At 62.5% G+C, this 19349-nt stretch carries 12 protein-coding genes; all 12 read right to left on the reverse strand.

From position 1 onward, the window contains the following. Positions 1–126: 126 nt before the first annotated feature. The 12 genes from ACY4LX_RS15670 to ACY4LX_RS15725 all read right to left on the reverse strand — a co-directional run bounded on the left by ACY4LX_RS15670 (position 127) and on the right by ACY4LX_RS15725 (position 19348). Positions 127–723 (reverse strand): glutathione S-transferase, encoded by a 597-nt coding sequence (locus ACY4LX_RS15670; RefSeq protein ID WP_463260470.1) that lies wholly within the window; start codon positions 721–723, stop codon positions 127–129. Next, on the reverse strand, positions 720–4361 hold the full coding sequence (locus ACY4LX_RS15675) for an AAA family ATPase (protein WP_463260471.1): 3642 nt from the start codon (positions 4359–4361) through the stop codon (positions 720–722). The genes ACY4LX_RS15670 and ACY4LX_RS15675 overlap by 4 nt, the downstream gene beginning before the upstream one ends. Beyond that, the gene (locus ACY4LX_RS15680; protein WP_463260472.1) at positions 4358–5602 is read right to left on the reverse strand and encodes an exonuclease SbcCD subunit D C-terminal domain-containing protein; all 1245 of its coding nucleotides are present in this window, start codon (positions 5600–5602) and stop codon (positions 4358–4360) included. Before ACY4LX_RS15680 ends, ACY4LX_RS15675 begins: the two co-directional genes overlap by 4 nt. Positions 5603–5726: 124 nt before the next feature. After that, positions 5727–6857 carry a hypothetical protein gene (locus ACY4LX_RS15685; RefSeq protein ID WP_463260473.1) on the reverse strand — a complete coding sequence of 377 codons (1131 nt, stop codon included), beginning with the start codon at positions 6855–6857 and terminating at the stop codon, positions 5727–5729. After that, entirely contained in the window at positions 6841–10473 is a 3633-nt protein-coding gene (locus tag ACY4LX_RS15690) for a toxin VasX (protein ID WP_463260474.1), read from the reverse strand. The genes ACY4LX_RS15685 and ACY4LX_RS15690 overlap by 17 nt, the downstream gene beginning before the upstream one ends. After that, complete coding sequence (locus ACY4LX_RS15695) at positions 10470–11336, reverse strand: DUF4123 domain-containing protein (RefSeq protein ID WP_463260475.1); 867 nt, start codon at positions 11334–11336, stop codon at positions 10470–10472. The genes ACY4LX_RS15690 and ACY4LX_RS15695 overlap by 4 nt, the downstream gene beginning before the upstream one ends. After that, on the reverse strand, positions 11333–13336 hold the full coding sequence (locus ACY4LX_RS15700; RefSeq protein ID WP_463260476.1) for a type VI secretion system Vgr family protein: 2004 nt from the start codon (positions 13334–13336) through the stop codon (positions 11333–11335). The genes ACY4LX_RS15695 and ACY4LX_RS15700 overlap by 4 nt, the downstream gene beginning before the upstream one ends. A gap of 137 nt (positions 13337–13473) precedes the next feature. Then, positions 13474–15108: a BatD family protein gene (locus ACY4LX_RS15705; RefSeq protein ID WP_149658260.1), complete on the reverse strand. Its 1635-nt coding sequence runs from the start codon at positions 15106–15108 to the stop codon at positions 13474–13476. Next, entirely contained in the window at positions 15105–16844 is a 1740-nt protein-coding gene (locus ACY4LX_RS15710) for a vWA domain-containing protein (RefSeq protein ID WP_463260477.1), read from the reverse strand. Before ACY4LX_RS15710 ends, ACY4LX_RS15705 begins: the two co-directional genes overlap by 4 nt. Next, positions 16841–17920: a vWA domain-containing protein gene (locus ACY4LX_RS15715; protein ID WP_463260478.1), complete on the reverse strand. Its 1080-nt coding sequence runs from the start codon at positions 17918–17920 to the stop codon at positions 16841–16843. The genes ACY4LX_RS15710 and ACY4LX_RS15715 overlap by 4 nt, the downstream gene beginning before the upstream one ends. Further along, entirely contained in the window at positions 17913–18407 is a 495-nt protein-coding gene (locus ACY4LX_RS15720; RefSeq protein WP_463260479.1) for a DUF4381 domain-containing protein, read from the reverse strand. Before ACY4LX_RS15720 ends, ACY4LX_RS15715 begins: the two co-directional genes overlap by 8 nt. Continuing rightward, positions 18404–19348: a DUF58 domain-containing protein gene (locus ACY4LX_RS15725; RefSeq protein ID WP_149658256.1), complete on the reverse strand. Its 945-nt coding sequence runs from the start codon at positions 19346–19348 to the stop codon at positions 18404–18406. Before ACY4LX_RS15725 ends, ACY4LX_RS15720 begins: the two co-directional genes overlap by 4 nt. Position 19349 lies beyond the last annotated feature (1 nt).

The following is a 19349-nucleotide window of genomic DNA, read 5'->3' on the forward strand; positions in this document are numbered from 1 at the left end:
ACCAAACCCGGCCTGACACCAATCCTGTAGGAGCGAAGCTTGCTCGCGAAAGCGTCGGCACATTCAACATTGATGCTGACTGCCAGGCCGCTTTCGCGAGCAAGCTTCGCTCCTACAGGTTCCGGGCTATTTCTTCATGATAGAGGTGAACAGGTCTGAATCGAGGAAGCGCTGCAGCCAGGCCTGCAACCGAACATACGGCGTCTGCCCGAACCATTCCCGATCCACATGGGCAAACTGCCGCACGAAAGGCATCAACGCCACGTCCGCCAGACACGGATGGTCGGCCAGCAAATACTCGTTACGCCCCAACATTTCATCGAGTTTGCCCAGGAATTTCTCGCCCTCGGCGCGGTAAACCTCCATGGGTTGCTCGGGGTAGCGCTCGGCGTACTTGTAGCGATTGAGTGAGGCCTTGAAAAACCCATCGCAGCCCACGATCAGTTTTTCCATCCATAACGAACCGAATGAATCATCCTTGAGCAACCAATCCTCAGGATCATTCTGCGCCAACGCCCAGCGCATGATGTCCAGGCTTTCATCAATCACCCGACCATCCACCTCCAGCACCGGCACCGTGCCTTTGCTCGACAGCGCGAGCATTTCGGCGGGTTTGGCTTTCAGGCTGACTTCGACAATCCGCACCTCAATCCCTGAATAACGCAGAGCCATCCGTGCGCGCATGGCGTAGGGGCAGCGGCGGAAGGAATACAGCGTGGTCATTTCACCTCCAGAGTGCTCAGGCCATTGCCCTGGCGGCGGACCTGGATCTGCACCGGAATCCGTTCATGCATTTCCTGCACGTGGGAAATCACCGCGACCTTGCGCCCCTGCGCCTGCAAGCCGTCGAGGGCGTCCATGGCCAGTTGCAGGGATTCCGGGTCGAGGCTGCCGAAACCTTCGTCGATAAACAGCGATTCGATCTTCAACGTGCTCGACGCCATCGACGCCAGGCCAAGTGCCAACGCCAGCGATACCAGGAACGTCTCGCCGCCGGACAGCGAATGCACCGAACGCAGTTCGTCGCCCATCTCCGTGTCCATCACCAGCAAGCCAAGCATGCTGCCGCCGCGTTTCAGGCGATAGCGCCGCACCAGTTGGCGCAACTGCACGTTGGCGTGATGCACCAACAGGTCGAGGTTGTAGGCCTGGGCGATCTTGCGGAAGGTGTCGCCGGTGGCCGAGCCGATCAACGCATTCAAGCGCGCCCAGCGCTGATACTCGGTGTAGGCGTCGGCGATCTGCTGGGCCAGGGCCTGATTGGCGTTCTGCCGCCGCTGATCTTCGGCCTGTTCGGCGCGCAATTCAGCGCAGCGGTGTTCGCTGGCGGCAAACAGGTTTTGCAGTTCGGTCAGCGCGCTGGCCAGTTGCTCGGCGTCGAGGTTGCCATTGTGTTGGGCTTGATGCGCGAGCAGGCGCTTGTCCCGCTCCTGCACCAACACCTTGGCTTGTTCGATGGCTTTTTCGCTGTGCTGCAATTGCTGGCGCAGTTCGCTGACCTGCTGATCATCGACGCTCAACAGCGCTTCCAGACCGCCGTCATCCAGTTCCGGATGCTGCGCGCGCCAGTCGGCAATCTTGGCGCTCAACTCGCGATCTTCGGCTTCCAGCGCCTGTGAACGTTCCTGTTGCGCCTTGAGTTCAGCGGCCAGTTGCACCAGCCGCGTGCGCACGGTTTGCAGTTCCTGATTGGCGACGGCCTCGGCATGGCGCGCCTGCTCGACGGCATGGTCGAGTTGCTGCTGCCATTGCTCGGCGCTGCTGTGTTGGCCAAGCAATTGCGCGAGTTTTTGCTGACAGGCCTGTTGCTGCTCGGCCAGTACCGTGAACTGCTGTTGCGCGGCTTCCAGTTGCTGGGCGCGGGTCAGCTGGCGATCCTGTTCTTTCTCCAGCGTCTGCTGGCGTTGTTGCTGTTCGCCGAGTTCATCGCGCTGCTGCTCGAGTTGCTCCAGACGCTGGGCGATCTGCCGGTCGAGCTGCAAGAAGGTCGCGGCCGGTTCGTTGCGCAAGGCTTGCAAGGTATCGGCCGGGAGCAGGCTGCTGAACGCCGTCAGCTCTTCGTCCAGACGCTGGCGATCATTGCTCAAGGCCTGTTGCTGATTGCTCAGGTGCTGGGTCGCTTGCTGGCTCGCGGTTTCGGCGCTACGCAGCTGTTGCGCCAGTCGTGCGGCGTCCTGTTGCAGGGTGAGCAGGGCGGTCTGGCGTTGTTCGTCCTGGGTGATGCTCTGGTTCAACTGGCTGTTTTGTTGGGTCAGCCAGGCGTCACGTTTGGCGGCGTCCTGATTCAGCAATGTCGCGGACAGCGGATGCGCTTCGAGGCTTGGGGTCAGGCTTTGTTGCTGAGTGGCAAGCTGTTCCTGTTGTTGCAGCAGTTCCTTTTGCTGCGCAATCAAACCACCGACTTCGGTGCGCAGGTCGGTGAGTTTTTCCTTCAGCAGATCCACGGCTTTCTGCGCGTTGGTCAGTTCGCTTTCATCATGGCGACCGAGGCTTTGCAGCAGCGCTTCGGGCTGATGATAAGGATGTTCCGGGCTGCCACACACTGGGCAGGGCTGGTCGTCCTGCAACTGCCCGCGCAGTTCCTCGACGCTTTCGCTACGGGCCAGGCGCTGGCGTTCCAGCAGCTCACGGGTAACGGTCAGGGTCTGCTCGGCGACGGTCAGTTCAGCCTTGGTTTTCACCCCATCCTGCGTCAGGCGCTCGCGTTCCTGTTGGGCCGCGAGCTGGCGTTGCTGAAGTTCGGCGCCGCGCTTGTCCAGTTCCTGCTGACTGGCCCACAGCCGCGACAGTTCTTCGAACGCGCGCAGTTGCTTGCGGTTGTCCTGCAACAGCGTGCTCAGCAACTGGATCTGCTCGGCCACCGCTTCGGGTTCGGCGCCGGCCTCTTTATAGAGCACTTCCAGGTTCTGCTTTTGCGCGGCCAGTTCTTCAGCGGCGCGGGTGGCGCTTTGTTCCAAAGCCGCCAGTTCGTCCTGGCCCTTGTTCAGGCGATTGCCGATCAGCATCAGTTGTTGCAGGCGATCACGGTAGGCGTTCCAGGCATCGCTCAACGGCGCCAGATGGGTGCTTTGCTCAAGCTCTGCGGCGATGCGCTCCAGACGTGCAGCGACTTGTTTCTGCTGATCAAGCAAACCCTGGATCGTGCTTTGGCCCTGGGTGCAGGCCTGTTCCGCGTGCTGCTTGGCGTCGGCACTCAGGCTTGCATCCTTGGCCAGACGGGCGAGGGTGCTTTGCTCTTCAAATGCCTGACGCAGCAACGGCGCGCTGGCGCTGTGCTGGTTTTGCGCCTCGGTCAACGCGGTGTGGGCGCTGGTCAGGCTCTGTTCCAGTTGCGTCTGGCGCTCGGTCAGTTCGAGTTGCTGCTGCGTGTGTTGTTGAATCTGCGCGGTCAGCGGCGTGAGCTGGTGGGTGAGTTCAGTCTTGCGCGCAAACTGATGCCGCTGCGGCGCCAGTTGCTCCAGGCGCGTGAGCTTCAGCCGCTCACCGGCCAGGCTTTCCCAATGTTGTTGGGCGGATTGCAATTGCTCGGTGGCGCTCTGCTGCTCGTCCTGCAATTGGCGCAGTTGTTTGAGCCAAGTGTGTTGCTCTTCAAGCTGCTTGAGTTGTGCCTGTTGCAGCTTGAGTTGCTGCTGAGCTTCGTTGAAGCGCTCATCCAGCTCGGCGCGCGCTTCGGGCGATAGCGGCGTGACGCCAGTGGCCTGGTCCTGCAGCAGTTTGTGGGCCTCGCGGGCCTCTTTGGTCTTGTCGTACGCCCGCCGTCCCAAACGCGTGTAGAGCGCGGTGTCGGTGAGTTTTTCCAGCAGTTCGCTGCGGTCGTTGTCGTCGGCCTTGAGGAACGCACTGAACTCACTCTGGGCCAGCAACACGGCGCGGGTGAACTGTTCGAAGTTCAGGCCCAGCGCGGCTTCGAGCTGGGTCTTGTACTCGCCTTTCTGACTGGCCAGCAATTGATCCTGATCGATATCGCGCAGGCTCTGGCGGCTGGCTTGCAGCTTGCCACCAGCCTTTTCCCGGGCGCGATTGGCTTCCCAGCGCGCACGGTAGCGGCGGCCGTCGATGCCGACAAAATCCACTTCGGCATAGCCTTCGCCGGTGCCGCGACGCAGCAAGGTGCGCGGGTCGCCAGTGCCGATTTCGCCGTCGGCGTCCGGGACTTTGGCGTCGCGCCCGGTGTTGTTCAGGCGCGGCACGGCGCCGAACAAGGCCAGGCACAACGCATCGAGCAAGGTGCTTTTACCGGCGCCGGTGGGGCCGGTGATGGCGAACAAGCCCGCGCTGGCCAGGGGCTCAGCGGTGAAGTCGATCTCAAATGGTCCGGCCAGGGAGGCGAGGTTTTTCAGGCGGATCGCGAGGATCTTCATGGCTGTTCGCTCTCCATCTGCACGTCTTGCAGCAGCTCGGCAAAGTCCTTGAGGGTTTGCTCATCGACCTCGCTGCCGTAGTTGTCCTGCCAGGCGCGGCTGAACAGTTCCTGGGGCGAGAGTTGATCCAGTTCGATCAGGGTGGCGCCGTCATCGGCCCCGTCCTTGCCGCCGCTGCCAGCGTACTCGGCGGCGATTCGCACCAGTCGCACGGCTTTGCCTTGCAGGGCGGTTTCTACTTGAAAACGCAGGTCCGGTTGCGGCTCGTCGAGGCGCACCCGCACTTCCAGCCAGGGTTGGCGCTGCAGGTCTTCGAGCAAGTCGGTATTCGGCAGATCGGCCAGTTGCAGCAGGATCTCGGCCAGCGGCGCAGGCCCGATGCGTTGCAGGTTGACGGCGCGAGGGATCAGTTTTGGTTCGACGCTGACCAGGGTTTCGCCATCGAGGGTGACATCGAGAATCTGATGCTGATAGTTGATCTCGGAGAACGACAACGGAATCGGCGAGCCGCTGTAGCGGATGCGCTCTTCACCGTTGACCTTCTGCGGCTTGTGCAAGTGACCGAGGGCCACGTAGCTGATGCTCGGCCCGAACAGACTGGCGGGCAGGGCTTCGGCGTTGCCGATGATCAGGCTGCGCTCGGAATCTTCCGACACCGAACCGCCGGCCATGTGCGCGTGGCTGATGGCGATCAGCGCCTGGCCTGGTTTGCGCTTGGCATTCGCGGCTTCGATCAGCCATTCGTGGACCTGACCGATGCCGCGCAAGTAGTTGTCGCCCAGATGTGCACCCGTGACTTCGGCAGGACGCAGGAACGGCAACGCCAGGCACCACCCGGCAATCTCGCCTTTGGCGTCGGGCAGCGGCAACAGCAGGCGTTCGGCGTCCAGTTGACCGTCATCGAGCCACAGCACCCGGCCCAACGCGTGAGTGCGCAGGCGCCGCATCAAAGGCGCGGGCAATTCGATCCGCGAGCCGGAGTCATGGTTGCCGGCGATCATCACGATGGTCAGCAACGGCTGCTGCTCGTGGGCGCTGACGATGAAATCGTAGAGGCGTTCCTGGGCTTTGACCGGCGGGTTGACCGTGTCAAAGATATCGCCGGCGATCAGCAGCACGTCGGGCTGGTCCAGCTTCAACTGGCGCAACAGCCACTCAAGAAAACAACCGTGCTCGAAATCGCGGTCCTGGCCGTGCAGGTTCTGCCCAAGGTGCCAGTCGGAGGTGTGGAACAGACGCAAGGCGTACTCCGTAGGAAATAAGGTAGTGGCCGCGTGGGAAATGATGGCGGCTAAAGGGGAGGGAGTTTACTGGTAAACCAGAGGCATGGCGCGGGAGCAAGCGCCCTCGCCACAAAAAACCTCGCTATCCGCTTAGCTTGCAGCCGGAATTCAATCGCCGCACCTCAGCAAAAATCTCGGTAATGGCTCGCCTCGGCTGTCGCTTGTGCAGCGCTCGTACTTGTTCGCTCAGGCGCAGCAGCTCCGGGCTGGGCTTGGCCCATTGCGCCTTCGGCAACGGCTCTGACCATTGCTGCATCACCTCGGGCATGGCCTGCGGACCCAACCTTTGGAGGCGGCGGACTTCCCATTCGGTCAGGTAGTTGGGAATCGTCCATAGGGTCATCACGTGGTACAGGTACCAGAAAAACCCCGAGAGCCGGTTGCGGTAGCCATCGCGAATCTCCTGATGCATGCGCGCCCGGGCGTTGTGGAAGGTGTGCAGGCCTTCGTGGGGCGGGTCGTTGGGGAGTTGCAGGTCTTCAAGGTCCTGAATGGCCTTGAGGTCGTGGATTTCGTATTCCATGTAGCCGCGAATCGCTTCCCAGTGGCTGATGGCGATGGGCAGGCCGAAGCAGGGGAATTCGACGCTGGTCAGGGTTTCGCCATGCTGGAAACCAATGCCCATGCCGTATTGGCGCTGGATACCGTACTGGGTGGCGCTTTGGGACTCGATGACCCAGGCGGAGAGGGACTCCCAGGGGACGAAGACCGGTGCGGTGGCGTCTTCGGGCATGAAACAGACTTCGCGGCGTTGGCGGTTGAAGCGGGTGGGGATGATTTGGAGGCGTTTTTTGTGGTTGTGGTGCCAGGTGAAGAGGCCGATGAGCAGCGTTAAAAAGCCCGCTTGCGAGCCTATTCCATAGGACGCATGAAAGATTCCTTCAATTGAGTCCTTAATATCTTCCCAGCTATATCCAAGTACCAGTCCTAGGAAGCCCCCAATTAATGGAAACAAAAACACAACCGAGAAGGCAACACTGAATGGGCCGCCTAATATCACCTGCCATGAAAATATCTGAGGCCATCCCAGTCCGAAGTCCATGTACACATCATTTAATTCCCCAATGTGAGGGCCGTGCGGCGGCATGGGTGTTGGCAATGGCAAAGGCGCCAGATAAGTGATCCTCCCACTTGGGAATGGCTCGATGTCTCCAGCTTTTCGAGATTGCTCAATGTGCGGGCCCGGCGTGAGGCTATCACTCTTGGTGGGCATGATCGGCCAGCTCCAGCAAATGGGTTTCAACCAGCAACATGGTTGGACGCTCAGTAACAGTTTGAGAGGGCGACACAGGGAAATGGCCCTTGCCACGGGGGTTGAGGCAAATGATGCGATTGCGAGAAACCCACTCACCATTGGGGTTCAAGGTCTGTAGGCAGACAGTCAATTCTAGTGTTTCGGAAGCGGGAGTAAATTCAGCATCAATATCCAGTGGATATTGCAGGCACAGAACCAACCGATCGGGTCCCGTTTCTACAATTCGCAGGCTATTTGCCACTTCCTCGCTGATGACGTCCCTGCGTTCTCGCGGCGTGCCGCGGCTGTGGAGGGGGACAGAAATACGGTGGGCGCCGATCCCCAGGCGACGGGCAGGTTGACCATTCAAGGGCGGCTGAAAATCATTGAGCTTGAGCCCTGGCAGGACCAGATGGATATCCTTGGGTTTGGCCTTTAACAGAAGTTTTTTCAGCCACGAGTCATGCTCGTTCGGACCCAGTTGGGCATAAGGCGCATGAAGCAAAAAGACCAGATAACTTTTGTATTCGTCCAGCGTGTGGTCGCCGCGCGCCTCCGTATCCAGGCTCCACGGCGTGGTCTTTAGCCATTTGTCGTGGGCGTTGATGTTGTAGCGGTTGTAAAGCCAAGTACCGCCCAGTTCCAGCACGGTGAACAAGGCTCCGGCCAGATTGAATCGAAAAAATACAGTTGAGAGTCGTGTGCCTGCGGCTGCCCAAGCGGCTATTCGTGCTTCAGCGCTTCGCGCCGTCAATACATTGAAAGTGGCGCGGACGGTGTGACTAAGCCCATAGGCATTAACAGTTGCCATACCACTCGCCCCAAGAGCGGCGAGAGCCGCACTATTCCGTGCAGAGCCGTTACCACTTCGGGTGGCTTGCTGCCAATTTTGATGTTGCGCATTAAGGCTGAGCAATGAAGCAACAAAACCGAAACCGTAGGTAAAAAACCCCAACCCAATATGCATTTTCCCCATCTGCACATGAACACTCTGCAAGGCGTGTCGCTGAAGACCTGCGACAAGCGCGACACTTCGTGCTTTCAGGGCCGTATCAGTGAGACTCTGAGCCGCAGCGAATCCGGCAGCCCCTGTTGCCGCCGCCGCACTCGCAAATGGCATCCAAACTCGCCTGTTACCAGTCTGACTCTGCATCTCTCGATAAACCGAAACCAAATTCACCCCCTGCACCAAAAACACCAACAACCCCATCCCCTCGCTTCTAATCAACCCCGCATTCGGCACCGCCGCCACGCCCAACCGAATATTCCTCAACAACCCTCGTACCTCCTGCTGCTGCGCCGGTGGAAACACCACCGTCACCCCCGCTCGAGCCGGCGTTGCACCGTAGAGCCGCGCCGACTGATCCGGCAACTCCGCAATCGGACTCAGCGCCGCCGCCAACCGTCCTTCAAGCTGCGTCAACTGCCCACGCACCCGGGCAATCTCGCCCTGCAATTCCACCGCCCGTGGTGTCTTGTGCCCCTGGCGGTTTTTGTTGTGGGTGATCTGGTTGCGTTCACGGGTCAAGGTCTTGAGGTAGTCGCGCTCCCGGATTATTTCCTTGAGGTTGGATTGCAGCGCCGCGTGTTCCGCCGGGCTGGCGACGGTGAAGGTCACGCCAGTGGTTTTCGCCGCATCGAGTAGCCGCATGTGCAGCGCTTTGGGCAGGCGCCGGAACAGTTCGTCGAGGTCGGGGATTTTTTCTGCCGTCAGGTCGAAGCCTTCCAGCGCCCGGCTCAGGCCCAGGTTCAGCGCCGGGCTGAGACTATGCTGGGCCGCGTCGGCCACGGCGCGGGTGTGCTCGGGTAAGTCGTCGAGGGCCGGCAGGTGCGGTTGTTCGATGTTCTTCAGCTCGCCGAGCCAGCGTGGCAAGTTGTTGAACACGCCCATGCCGGCATTGAAGAACAGGGTGTATTGCACGGCCTGTTCCGGCTGCAGGCGCAGCGGCAAGGTGTAGAACAAGGGCCGCGTCAGTTCCGGATGTTCTTCCAGAAAACCGAGGATTTTTTCGCTGGCGTGGTCGCTGCGGCAGATGTCTTTGAGGCAGGCGTATTCGGCGCTGAACACTTGGCCCAGTTGCGCCGGTTCGTGCGCGTCGTAGTACCAGGCCGAACGGTGGTAGCGACCGGCGCACACCAGCATCGTGCGGTCGGCAGTGATGCGCTCAAGCAAGCGATTCCAGCGGCCGAGGTCGACCCGGTGCTGAAACAGTTCATCGTCCATGGCCGGGCGGTCGATGAAGTCGTTGATCCCGCGTTTGCCGCTGAAACGGGAGCCTTCAACCACCTCCTGGATGCGTTTGTTTTGCTCTCTGCCGAGCATGACCAGTGTGTCGAGGTGGCGTTCGACGAAGTCCGCCGGGGCCACCGCAAAGTGCCGACGGGCGTAGTAACGGCGATCGGCATCATCACTGGCGCGGCTGTGCCCGGTGAAATCGGGGCTGGCGCCCTGGTACTTGGCCATTTCGAACGCTTCGGCGTGGGCCTGCTTGCGCAACTGCGCCAGCTCCGGTGTCACCGGGGCATCCGGCGGTTCGACGTTGCCGCCCTTGTTCAGGTAGTCGAGCAAGGCTTTGCGTGTCTGCTCCCGATCCGGTTCGGGTAACTGTTCCAGATCGCCCAGCAGGGCCTTGACCCTGGGGTCGCTGCTGGCCTCGGCCAATGTGTCGACATCTGCCGGACTGAGCAGGCTCAAGGACTCGATGTAGCAGGCCAGCAGGTAATTGCGCTCGTTGTGGCCGGCATTGCTCCAATCATCGACCCAGCCGACCACGTTGTCTTGATAGTCAGCGAGGTCGCGCAGCACGCCGAGGTCGTCCTGCACCACGAGAAACAGCGTGTCGTCCTGATAAGCCGGGCGCACCCGCCCGAGAAACTCGCCGATGTGCGCCTCGCGAAAGCGCCGGGGTTGTTCCCACAAATAGGGTTCGCGCTCGTGGGCGGGAACGTCGCTGACCTGCACAGTAGGCAGTAGAACGGCGTCCGGTGGCGATGCTTCCCCATGCTCGGCGCGGTCTTTTTCGGCTTGCGCCTGCTGGGTCGGCACCGTCGCAATTTCTGCCAGCCACTGACGGGTTTGCTCGACCGTCAACAGGTGCTCGCCACCGGTTTCGCAATTCACCGGGCCGAGGTCGACGGCTTGCATGAAGTGGTCGCGCTCCTCGCGGCTGTCAGTCACTTGCGCGCATTTGGCAGCGGTCCACTGCACCTCGGCGAAGCACATGTGCAAAAGGCTACGCCGTGAAAACACCAGCGCCGGCCGCTCTTCGATAGGCATACGCTGATCGCCATTGACCTTGGCGCCCTTGTGCAGCAAGGCGCTGATCATCCCATCGAGTACGCGGTACTCGTGCAAGTGGCCGGTGACGCTGTCGATCACGTACAGCCAGCCATCGCGCAGCAGACGGATGCCCAGTGGCCGGGTTTGCAGAGCGTAGGGCCGTTTCAAGTCGGGGCCCGGATCGAGGGGTTTTTCCACCAGGCCATAACGTACAGGCAGAAGCTGCACGTGGGTTTGGCGCAACGGGCAGGCCCCGGGTGAGCCGATGGCGGTCTTGGGCGCCGCAGCCGCGGCGAGGTTGGCGGGTGAAGTCATGGGCGGCCCCGTTGGATGGCCCACTGATGGGCGAGGTCAGCGGCCAGCGCAACGCGCTCGCCGGGCGATTGCAGCGACGGCGTGTGCAGCAAGCGGTTGATGTGCGGGTGCTGATCGAGCGGTGAGCCGTCCAGCCAGGTCATGACGTTGGCGTAATAGAACAATTCGGACTGGCTGCTCAAGCCGAGGGCGTGGGCCTCTTCGAATAGCTGCTCGAGCGTTGGCCAACGCAGGGCCACGGTGTCGCCGCGATGTTGTTCGGGAAAGTACGTGAGCAGGTGTGCATCGAGTTCGAGCAGCGCGCGGCGCTGATCGGCGTGGTCCAGCGCGGTGTTCTGTTCCGGACTCAGACGATAGGGCGTCGGCAGGTCAGGGCGCTCGGCCTGCCGTGGTTGATGGCGCTGCCAATCCGCCTCGACGCTGTCGGCTGTCACCACGCACGACAGAGGCCCATACAATCGCTGATCGCCGCTGCCGAACAGTGTTCGTACCACGCCGGCATCGGCCAGACGCAGAATAACCGGCAGCCCCTCTGGCAATTCAACCGTCAGCAATTTGCGCAGGTGTTCAGCGACCTCATGCGCAGACGCCAGACTGAACAACAGCACACCCCATTCCTCGTGTGCGTGCTCCCGATAGAACTGAACAAGCGGCTCGTCGGGCTGTTGAACGGTCACTAACAGCGGTGAAATATCCCGCAGCGCGATGAAGGACGGACAGTCATACAGCGCGACGACGTTTGCGCCGGGACTCAGTCGTTTCAGACGCTGCGGCAAATCACTCAGGGTCGCGCCGTCGAGCAACACAAAAGCCTGGTGCTCGTTCCAGGGCAGGTCGGCAGGTAAAGCGGTCGAGAGCTTCATGCCTGGGCTGCCTCGCAAATCAGGCAGCGAGAGCTGCGCGTGGAGATCAGGGCCTGTCGCTGCTGGGCGACGTCGAAAGTGACCTGCAGCAGCGGCAATGCGCCCGGCATCAACGGCTCTGCCGGCAAGCCAGCGGCCGGGGCGCCACCCTGCGCAATCGGTACGCTGCTGAAAATGCCGTCCGGCCCCAGCGTCAGCCATTGCCCGCCGGCCTTGAGCGTGAGGTGCAATCCACCTTCAACGACGACTTGCTGCCCGGCACTGAGGTGAATGTGCTGCGAGGCATTGAGTCGCTGACTGGTGACGCGGATGTGTTGCTCACCCAGCACCAGCAAATGATCGTCCTGCTTGAGTTCGGTGAGGCGATTGCCGTGGGTGAGGTGGTGTTCTTCGCCGCGCAGGTCGTGGCTGGCGGTGCCGCCGACCACGACCGTGCGCTGGTGATCGACTTGAATGCGCTCGTCGTTGAGCACGAGCTGGACGAAATCGCGCTGGGCACGCAGGGCGATTTCCTCCGCTCCGGCCCGGTCCTCGATGCGCAACTCGTTGTAACCGCCACCGCCGGGACTGCTGTGGCTGCGCAAAATGCTTTTCGTCTGCTCGGCGGGCAAGTCCAGCGGCACCGGTGTCGCCGCATTGGGCAAACAGCCGAGTACGAAGGGTTTATCGGGATCGCCGTCGCTGAAGCCCACCAGCACTTCCATGCCGACGCGCGGGATCAGCACGCTGCCATGGCGATCATTGGCCCAGCCCGTGGCGACGCGCAGCCAGCAACTTGAGTGCTCGCTGTTCTCGCCGTCGCGGTCCCAGAGCAGTCGGACTTTTACCCGGCCGTACTCATCGCAATAGATTTCTTCACCGGGCGGTCCGGTGACGACGGCGTGTTGGTTGCCGTTTATCCGGGGTTTTGGGTGTTCAAGGGGAGGGCGGAAGATCACGTCCCATGGCGTTGCGACGAACTGATTGCGGTAGCCCTGGCTGAAGCCATCCTCGGGATCAGCGTCTGTCACTGATTCTTCCAGGACCTGGGGTTGTTTCCCGGCGTGCTGGACCTCAGTCAATAACCACAAACCATTCCAGTCATCGCGTGAGTGTTCGGCCATGTCAACGAAATGTCCGCTGCGCAGGGCGTGTTGATCACTGCGCCCCCGGGCTTGCCGGTAATCGGCGCGATGGCGTTCCAGTGCGCGCCTGGCCAACTGCTTGCCCCGTTCACGCTCGGTGAATTGCCCTGGGAAGGCGTAGTCCTCCAGGTGCGGCAACAGTGGGCTCTTGCTCTCGCTTTCGAGGGGGGCGCGGGGCTTTTCGAAGTTGTAATCACGCCGACTGACGTGGGTGGTGCGGGTTTCCAGGCTGATCTGGAAGCGATCGATGACAGGGGTGTCGGCGACCATGCCGCTGCCCGGGACATAAGCGGTCGGGCCCGAGGGTTTCGGGAATACCGTCTGGTCGTCGCCAAACACCAGCACATGCCCGGTGGCGCTGTGCTGGAAATGAAAGTGCAGGCCTTCTTCCTCACACAGTCGTTGAATGAAATACAGGTCTGACTCGTTGTATTGCACGCAGTAGAGCCGTGGCCGGTACGTGGCGCCGAGCTGGAAGCGCCATGTGTCAGCGTGCAGGCCATGGTCAATCAGCACGCGTTCGATGATTTTCGGCACGCTCAGGTGCTGGAAAATCCGTTGGTTGTGGCGGTGCGCGAGATAGGCGAGGCGGGGAACCAGGGTGATCTGGTAGTGGGTCAGGCGTTTGCCCGAGTCGCCTTGCGCGACTCGATAGACCTGGCCATGAAGGCCGCTATTGTCGGGGCCAAACGCCAGAAACGCCGGGCGATGCAGCAGCGACTCCAGGTCCAGCGCGGGGCGCTCGCTGATCAGGTCGAGCTTGACCTCGTAAGGCTGGTTCAGCGCTTCCCTGGCCCGGAATTCGAGCACCTGAAGGTCGTCGGAAAAACCTGCAATGTCGAGCCTGAACTCGACGTCGTTGGCCGTACTAAACATCCGCAAATCCCTGTGTCTGTTTAAGGCACGGGACTTTGCGTGAAGCTACGTGTTGGCGAAGTCAGTCGATTCGATATCTGCTGTAGGACTTGTCCGTGAATCGAAATCGGAGCGGGTAGAGTGAACTTTTCTGACAGCTATTTCGGATAAAGCGGCGGCAACCCGCTATCACTCACCGGATCCTGAACCCGCTCCGCCAGCGGGATCGCCCGGGTCGCGCGCCACAGGTCTTCGCCTTGCCAGTGCTGGCCGGTTTCGCTGTACAGCGCGCCGTTCAAGCCGTCCAGGGCATCCGATAGCGGCACAAACCGCGCCGCCATGTCCGCCAGGGTTTCCGGTTGTTGCCGGGCCCAGGCGTCGAGGGCCTGGCGGGTGGCGTGGGGGTCGTTGGCCTGGCAGGCGCGCTTGAGTTCGTCGAGCACGGTGCGTGGGCTCGGGCCCGATTGCGCGGCCCGCAGGATCGCCGGTTGCCAGCGGGCGCGCCACCACAGGCCAAAGCCCAGCAGCGTGGTGCAGGCCAGGATCAGCGTGCTGAGTTTCCACCACCACAGCGCTTCGCTGTCGGCGGCGTAATTCACCGGGGCGGTGCCCGCCGGGGTGTCGACCATCAGGTTTGGATTGTTGCTCACTTGCAGGGTCCGGGCCGGCAGGCTGCTGTGTTCGAGGTGATCTTCGAAGGTGTTCCACCAGACCACGTCCACCGTCGGCAAGTCGATGGCGCCGCTGTGGGACGGCACCAGCGCTTCGCGGTCTTCACGACTGCCGACCAGGCCACGTTCGTTGTGCTGATTGCCCAGCACCGGTTGGTCCGGGTAGCGGCGCAAGCCGTTGATGTCGGTGGCGGGCAACGGTGGCAGTTGCGAGCTGGCCAGGCCTTCGGCCTTCAAGGTCAGGCTGCGGGTCAGGGAATCGCCGACCTGGGCGTGATCCGGTTCCGGGCTCCAGCTTTCGCTCAGGCTCAGGCTGCGTGCGGGTAGCCACGGTGCATCGGCCGGGTAGGTGGCGGGTTTGGCCTTGACCGTCAGCGGAATCTCGGCGGAGCTGACGCGCATCAGCTTGCCCGGTTTCGGCCCTTGGGACGTAGCGTCCTGAGCCGGTTGCACCAGGGTGGCGCTGAACACTTGCGTCGGAATGCTCAGCACGCCGCTGTGCTGGGGAAAGATCGCGTAGCGCATTTCGATCACGCCATGGCGCAGGCCATTGATGACCTTCTCATAGGTGCGTGAATCCCCCAATTGCTCGATGCGCGCATCGGGAATCTGCAACGGGGTCAGGCTGCTGTCGTCGTACAGCGACACCGAATGGTAGATGCGCAAGGTCAGGATCGCCTGGGCCTGTACGTACACGCTGCTCTGGTCGAGGCTGGCTTCGATGAAGACCGGCGCCAGGGTGTTCTCGGTGTCCTGGGTTTCGCTCTCGACCACTTGGATAGAGATCGGCTGGCTGCGCACCTCACCGAGTTGCAGCGACGGGATTTCCACGCTGCCGTTCTGCTTGGGCAGCAGGGTGATGATCCAGCGCGTGGTGGCGCGGTTGTCGCCGTTGATCGTGGTCAACTGGTTGACCTGGCGCGTGCCGCGCACTTCGAAGGCCGGCTCCAGCGGCGTCAGGTCGGGCTTGCCGAACAGCGTCACGTCATTGGATTCCAGGGTCAGTTCGACCGTCTCGCCGGAGTTCAGGCGACTGCGATCGACACTGGCGACCAGCCCCTCAGCCTGGGCCTGAAACGTCCAGAAGAGCAGGGCGAGCAAAAAAGCGGTGAAGCGGGTCATCGAGTTTTTCCCTGATCCTGATGTTGTTGCTGTTCGTACCAGAATTTGCGCCGCAGCAGTTCGCCCGGGTCATCCGGGATCTTGCGCAGCCATTGCTCCAGCGCCTGGGCCTGTTCGCCTTCAAGGCTGTCATTGGCCGGGCGGCGCGGTGGCGTGGTGCTTTGCTCGTCCTCCAGCTCGCTGCCCGGCACCTCATTGGCCCCGGGTTGCGGCGGCGTCTTGGGCGGCTGTTCGGTGTCCGGCGTGTTGGGCTGGGCATCGGTTTGCGGTTCGCCGCTGCTGGACGGCTGGTTGGTGCCGCCGGGCGCCGGGCTGTCGCTGGCGGTGCCAGGCTCTTCGCCTTCGGACTTGTCCGGTTCAACCGCCGGTGGTGTGGCTTTCTGTTTGATCAGGCTTTCCACCAGCGCCTTGTTGGTCAGCGCCGGACGCAAATCCGGCTGGCGTTCCAGGGCTTGTTCGTAGGCATCCAGCGCCGCTTCCAGTTCACCGCCCTTGGCCAGGGCGTTCCCCCGATTGTAGTGCGCCCGCGCATCGTTGCCTTGGGCGAAGCGCTGGGCGGCGCCGGCATAGTCGCCGGCCTCGTACAGCGCCACGCCTTGCCACTGCGGGTCTGCGAAATGTTGCGCGGCTTCGGCCGGATGGTCCTGCCTGAGCAAATGCAGACCCCGTTGATCGGGGCGCAGCCACAAGTCTTCAAAGTCGAAGGCGTAGCTCGGTTGCGGCAGCAGAAACAGCAGCGGCAGGCAGAACAACCAACCCCGGCGCCCGGCAAAGGAGGCGAGCAGCAGCAGGGGCAGCAACAACCAATAACCCTGATCGGCCCACGTGTCCAGGCGCAGGGTCTGGCCGTCGTTGCGCAGGTTGCGCGGGCCATCGAGCAGGCCGAGGGCGCCGAGGTCCGCATCGTCCAGCCGCGCCGCGTGGTAGCGCCCGCCCAAATCACTGGTGAAGGCTTTCAGCCCCGGGTTGTCCAGGTGCGGAACCAGAATCGCGCCCTGTTCATCCTTGAGGAAGCTGCCGTCCTCTTGCGCGACTGGCGCGCCTTCGGGCGTGCCGACGCCGAGCATCAGAAACTCCGTGGACTTGCCGTTCAGCGCCCGCTCAATGCCGAAGCGTTCCTGTTCGGTCAGGGACGAACCGATCAGCAGGATCCGGCCCTGGCCGAGGGCGCCCTGATCCAGCAGGGCCAAGGCTTTGATCACTGCCAGATCGGCGCGATGACCGGCCTCGGGCATCAACGACGGCTTGAGTGCGTCCAGCAGATTGCGGCTGGTGGACAGGTCATCCGACAGCGGCACCAGCGTGTGGGCGCTGCCGGCGTAGACGACGATCGCAGTCTGCGCATCGCTGCGGCTTTGCAGCAGGTCGAACAGCTTGCGCCGGGCCTGTTCCAGGCGGGTCGGCGGGCTGTCGGTGGCGAGCATTTCCGGGGTCAATTCCAGCAGCACCACCAGCGGATCGGCGGGCTTCTGGCTGGTTTGTTCGACCCGCTGCCAACTCGGCCCGAGCAACGCACCAATGGTCAGCACCCAGGCCAGGCCCAGCACCACCCACGGCAACTTGCTGTCGTGACCTTTGCCACCGCTGAGCAGCGCGGCGTGGAAGGCTGGCGGCAGGATCATCTGCCAGCGCCCGGCGCGTTTCTGCCGGTGCCACAGTTGCCAGAGCAACCAGCCCAGCAACGGCAACAGCAGCAGCCACCAGGGCCGGAACCAGTAAGGCCAGAGCGCGCTCATCGACGCCTCCGCAGACGCAGGCGTTTAAGCCGTTGGCGCCAGTCCGGCAGTTGGCTTTGCAAAAACAGGTCCTTGGTCAGCAAGCGTTGCAGCGGGTTGTCCGGCCAGCGCTCGCGCATCACCAGCAACATGCTCAGCAGCAACGCCAAGGCCAAGGGCCAGTGATACAACGCCTGGGCGGGGCGGGCTTGAGTCGGTTGTTGGGTCACCGGTTCAAGTTTGTCGAGGGTGGCCTTGATCGCCTCCAACTCTTTGCCGTCCCGGGCACGGAAGTATTGGCCGCCAGTCGCTTGAGCGATGGCTTTGAGCGCCGGTTCGTCGAGGTCCAGGCTCGGGTTGACGCCGAGAAAACCCAAGGTGTCGCTTTGCTCCGGGTCGGCGCCGATGCCGATCGGGTAGATTTTCACCCCTTCGCTGGCGGCCAGGCGCGCGGCAGTCAACGGATCGATTTCGCCGCCATTATTGGCGCCGTCAGTCACCAGAATCAGCACGCGGCTTTGCGCCGGACGCAGGCGCAAACGTTTCAGCGCCAGACCGATCGCATCGCCGATGGCGGTGTTCTTGCCGGCGATGCCGATCCGCGCTTCATCCAGCCACACGCGCACGGTGCGGCGGTCGAAGGTCAGCGGCGCTTGCAGGTAAGCCTGGCTGCCGAACAGGATCAGGCCGACCCGGTCGCCTTCGCGGCTTTCCAGGAAATCACCGAGCAAATGCTGGACCAGCGACAGGCGGCTGACGTCTTCGTCCTGCCATTGCATGTCGGGGAAGTCCATGGAGCCGGAGACGTCCACCGCCACCAGCAAATCGCGACCGCTGGCAGCAATCGGCAGCGGCTCGCCGAGCCATTGCGGACGGGCGGCGGCGATCAGCAGCAACAGCCACAGCAGAATGAACGGTGCTTGTTGACGCCACGCCGGCAGGTTGGCCCGGGCACGGCGGCGGGTCAGGCCTTCGAGGTCACTCAAGAAACTGACCTTGAGCGCCGGTTCGCCGCTGTCGGCCACCGGCAGCAACACGCGCATCAGCCACGGCAGCGGCAGCAAGGCGAAAATCCACGGCCAGGCGAACTCAAACATGTTTGCGAATCCAGGTGTCGACGGCTTGGGTCAGGCCGGCGATGGCCTTGTCGTCGAGTTTGCATTCGGGTTTGTAGGCGCCTTCGACCAGCACCATCCAGCGCGTCAGGCCGGCGGCCGGGCAGCGGTTGTCGAGGAACGCCAGCCATTTGCGGCCGTTGAGGGTGTGGCTCTGGCTGTAGGGGTAGTGGTTGCGGCACAGGCGTTTGAGCAAGCCGTTGAGTTGCTGCAACCAGGCTCCGGCCGGCGCGCCGTCGTAGGGCTTGGGCATCAGCGCCAGTTCGGCGAGGGCGGCGACCCGCACCGGGTCCAGGGGTTGTTCAGCACGGACGATAGGGCGCTTGTTTGGAATGAAACGCCGCAACTGCCACAGACCGAAACCGAGCAGCGGCAGCAATAAAAGCAAGAGCCACCAGCCTGGTGCCGGCGGCCAGAAACCAATCGGTGGCGGGGTCATCAGCGGTTGCAATTGCTCAATACTGCTCATCGACCTTTCCCCGGTTTCTGTGGGTTCAGGTATTCGCGCAGTTGCTCGACCATCTCGCTCTGGGTGCTCAACGGCATCAACAACACCCGCAGCTTCTGCGCGAGCAATTCCCAGTGGGCGATGCGCGCTTCGGCCTGGGCGCGGTAGGTCTGGCGCAGGTCGAAATTCAGGGTGTCGAGTTCCAGTTGCGCGCCGCGTTCGGCAAAGCGCAAAAGCCCGGCGGCGGGCAGGGCGTGGTCCAGGGGGTCGGACAGCGGCAGCAGCAATAGGTCGCAATGACGCGACAACAGGCTCAGTTGTTGCTCGGAGCCTTCGGTCAGCGCACGTTCGTCGCAGATCACGATCACCAGGCTGCCGGGGCGCAGCACTTCCCGGGCACGGCGCAGGGCCAGGTTCAGGGAGTCGCGGTTCTGCTCGCTTTCGGTGTGCAGCGACTGGTTGACTCGCACCAGGCGGTTGAGCAATTGCAGCAGGCTTTGCTTGCTGCGCCGGGGTTTGATTTCGTAGTGCTCGTTGTCGCCGAACACCAGCCCGCCGACCCGGTCGTTATGCCCCAGCGCCGCCCAGCCGATCAGGCTCGCGGCTTGGGCGGCGAGCACCGATTTGAACATCAGCCCCGAGCCGAAGAACAGCCGACGGCTTTGCTCGACCATGATGAAAATCGGGCGCTCGCGTTCTTCGTGGAACAGTTTGGTGTGCGGCTCTTGCGTGCGGGCGGTGACGCGCCAGTCGATGGTGCGCACGTCGTCGCCGGCCTGATAGACCCGCACCTGATCGAAGTCGACGCCACGCCCGCGCAGCTTGGAATGGTGCAAGCCGATCAGCGGGCTGCGCTGGCTCGGCGTGGAGAACAACTGCACTTCGCGCACCCGATGGCGCATCTCGATCAGCTCGGCGAGGCTGACACGGATGCCCGGCTCGGGCGGCAGGATGGCGTTCATC

The organism is Pseudomonas sp. Emmai (genome assembly GCF_055179735.1).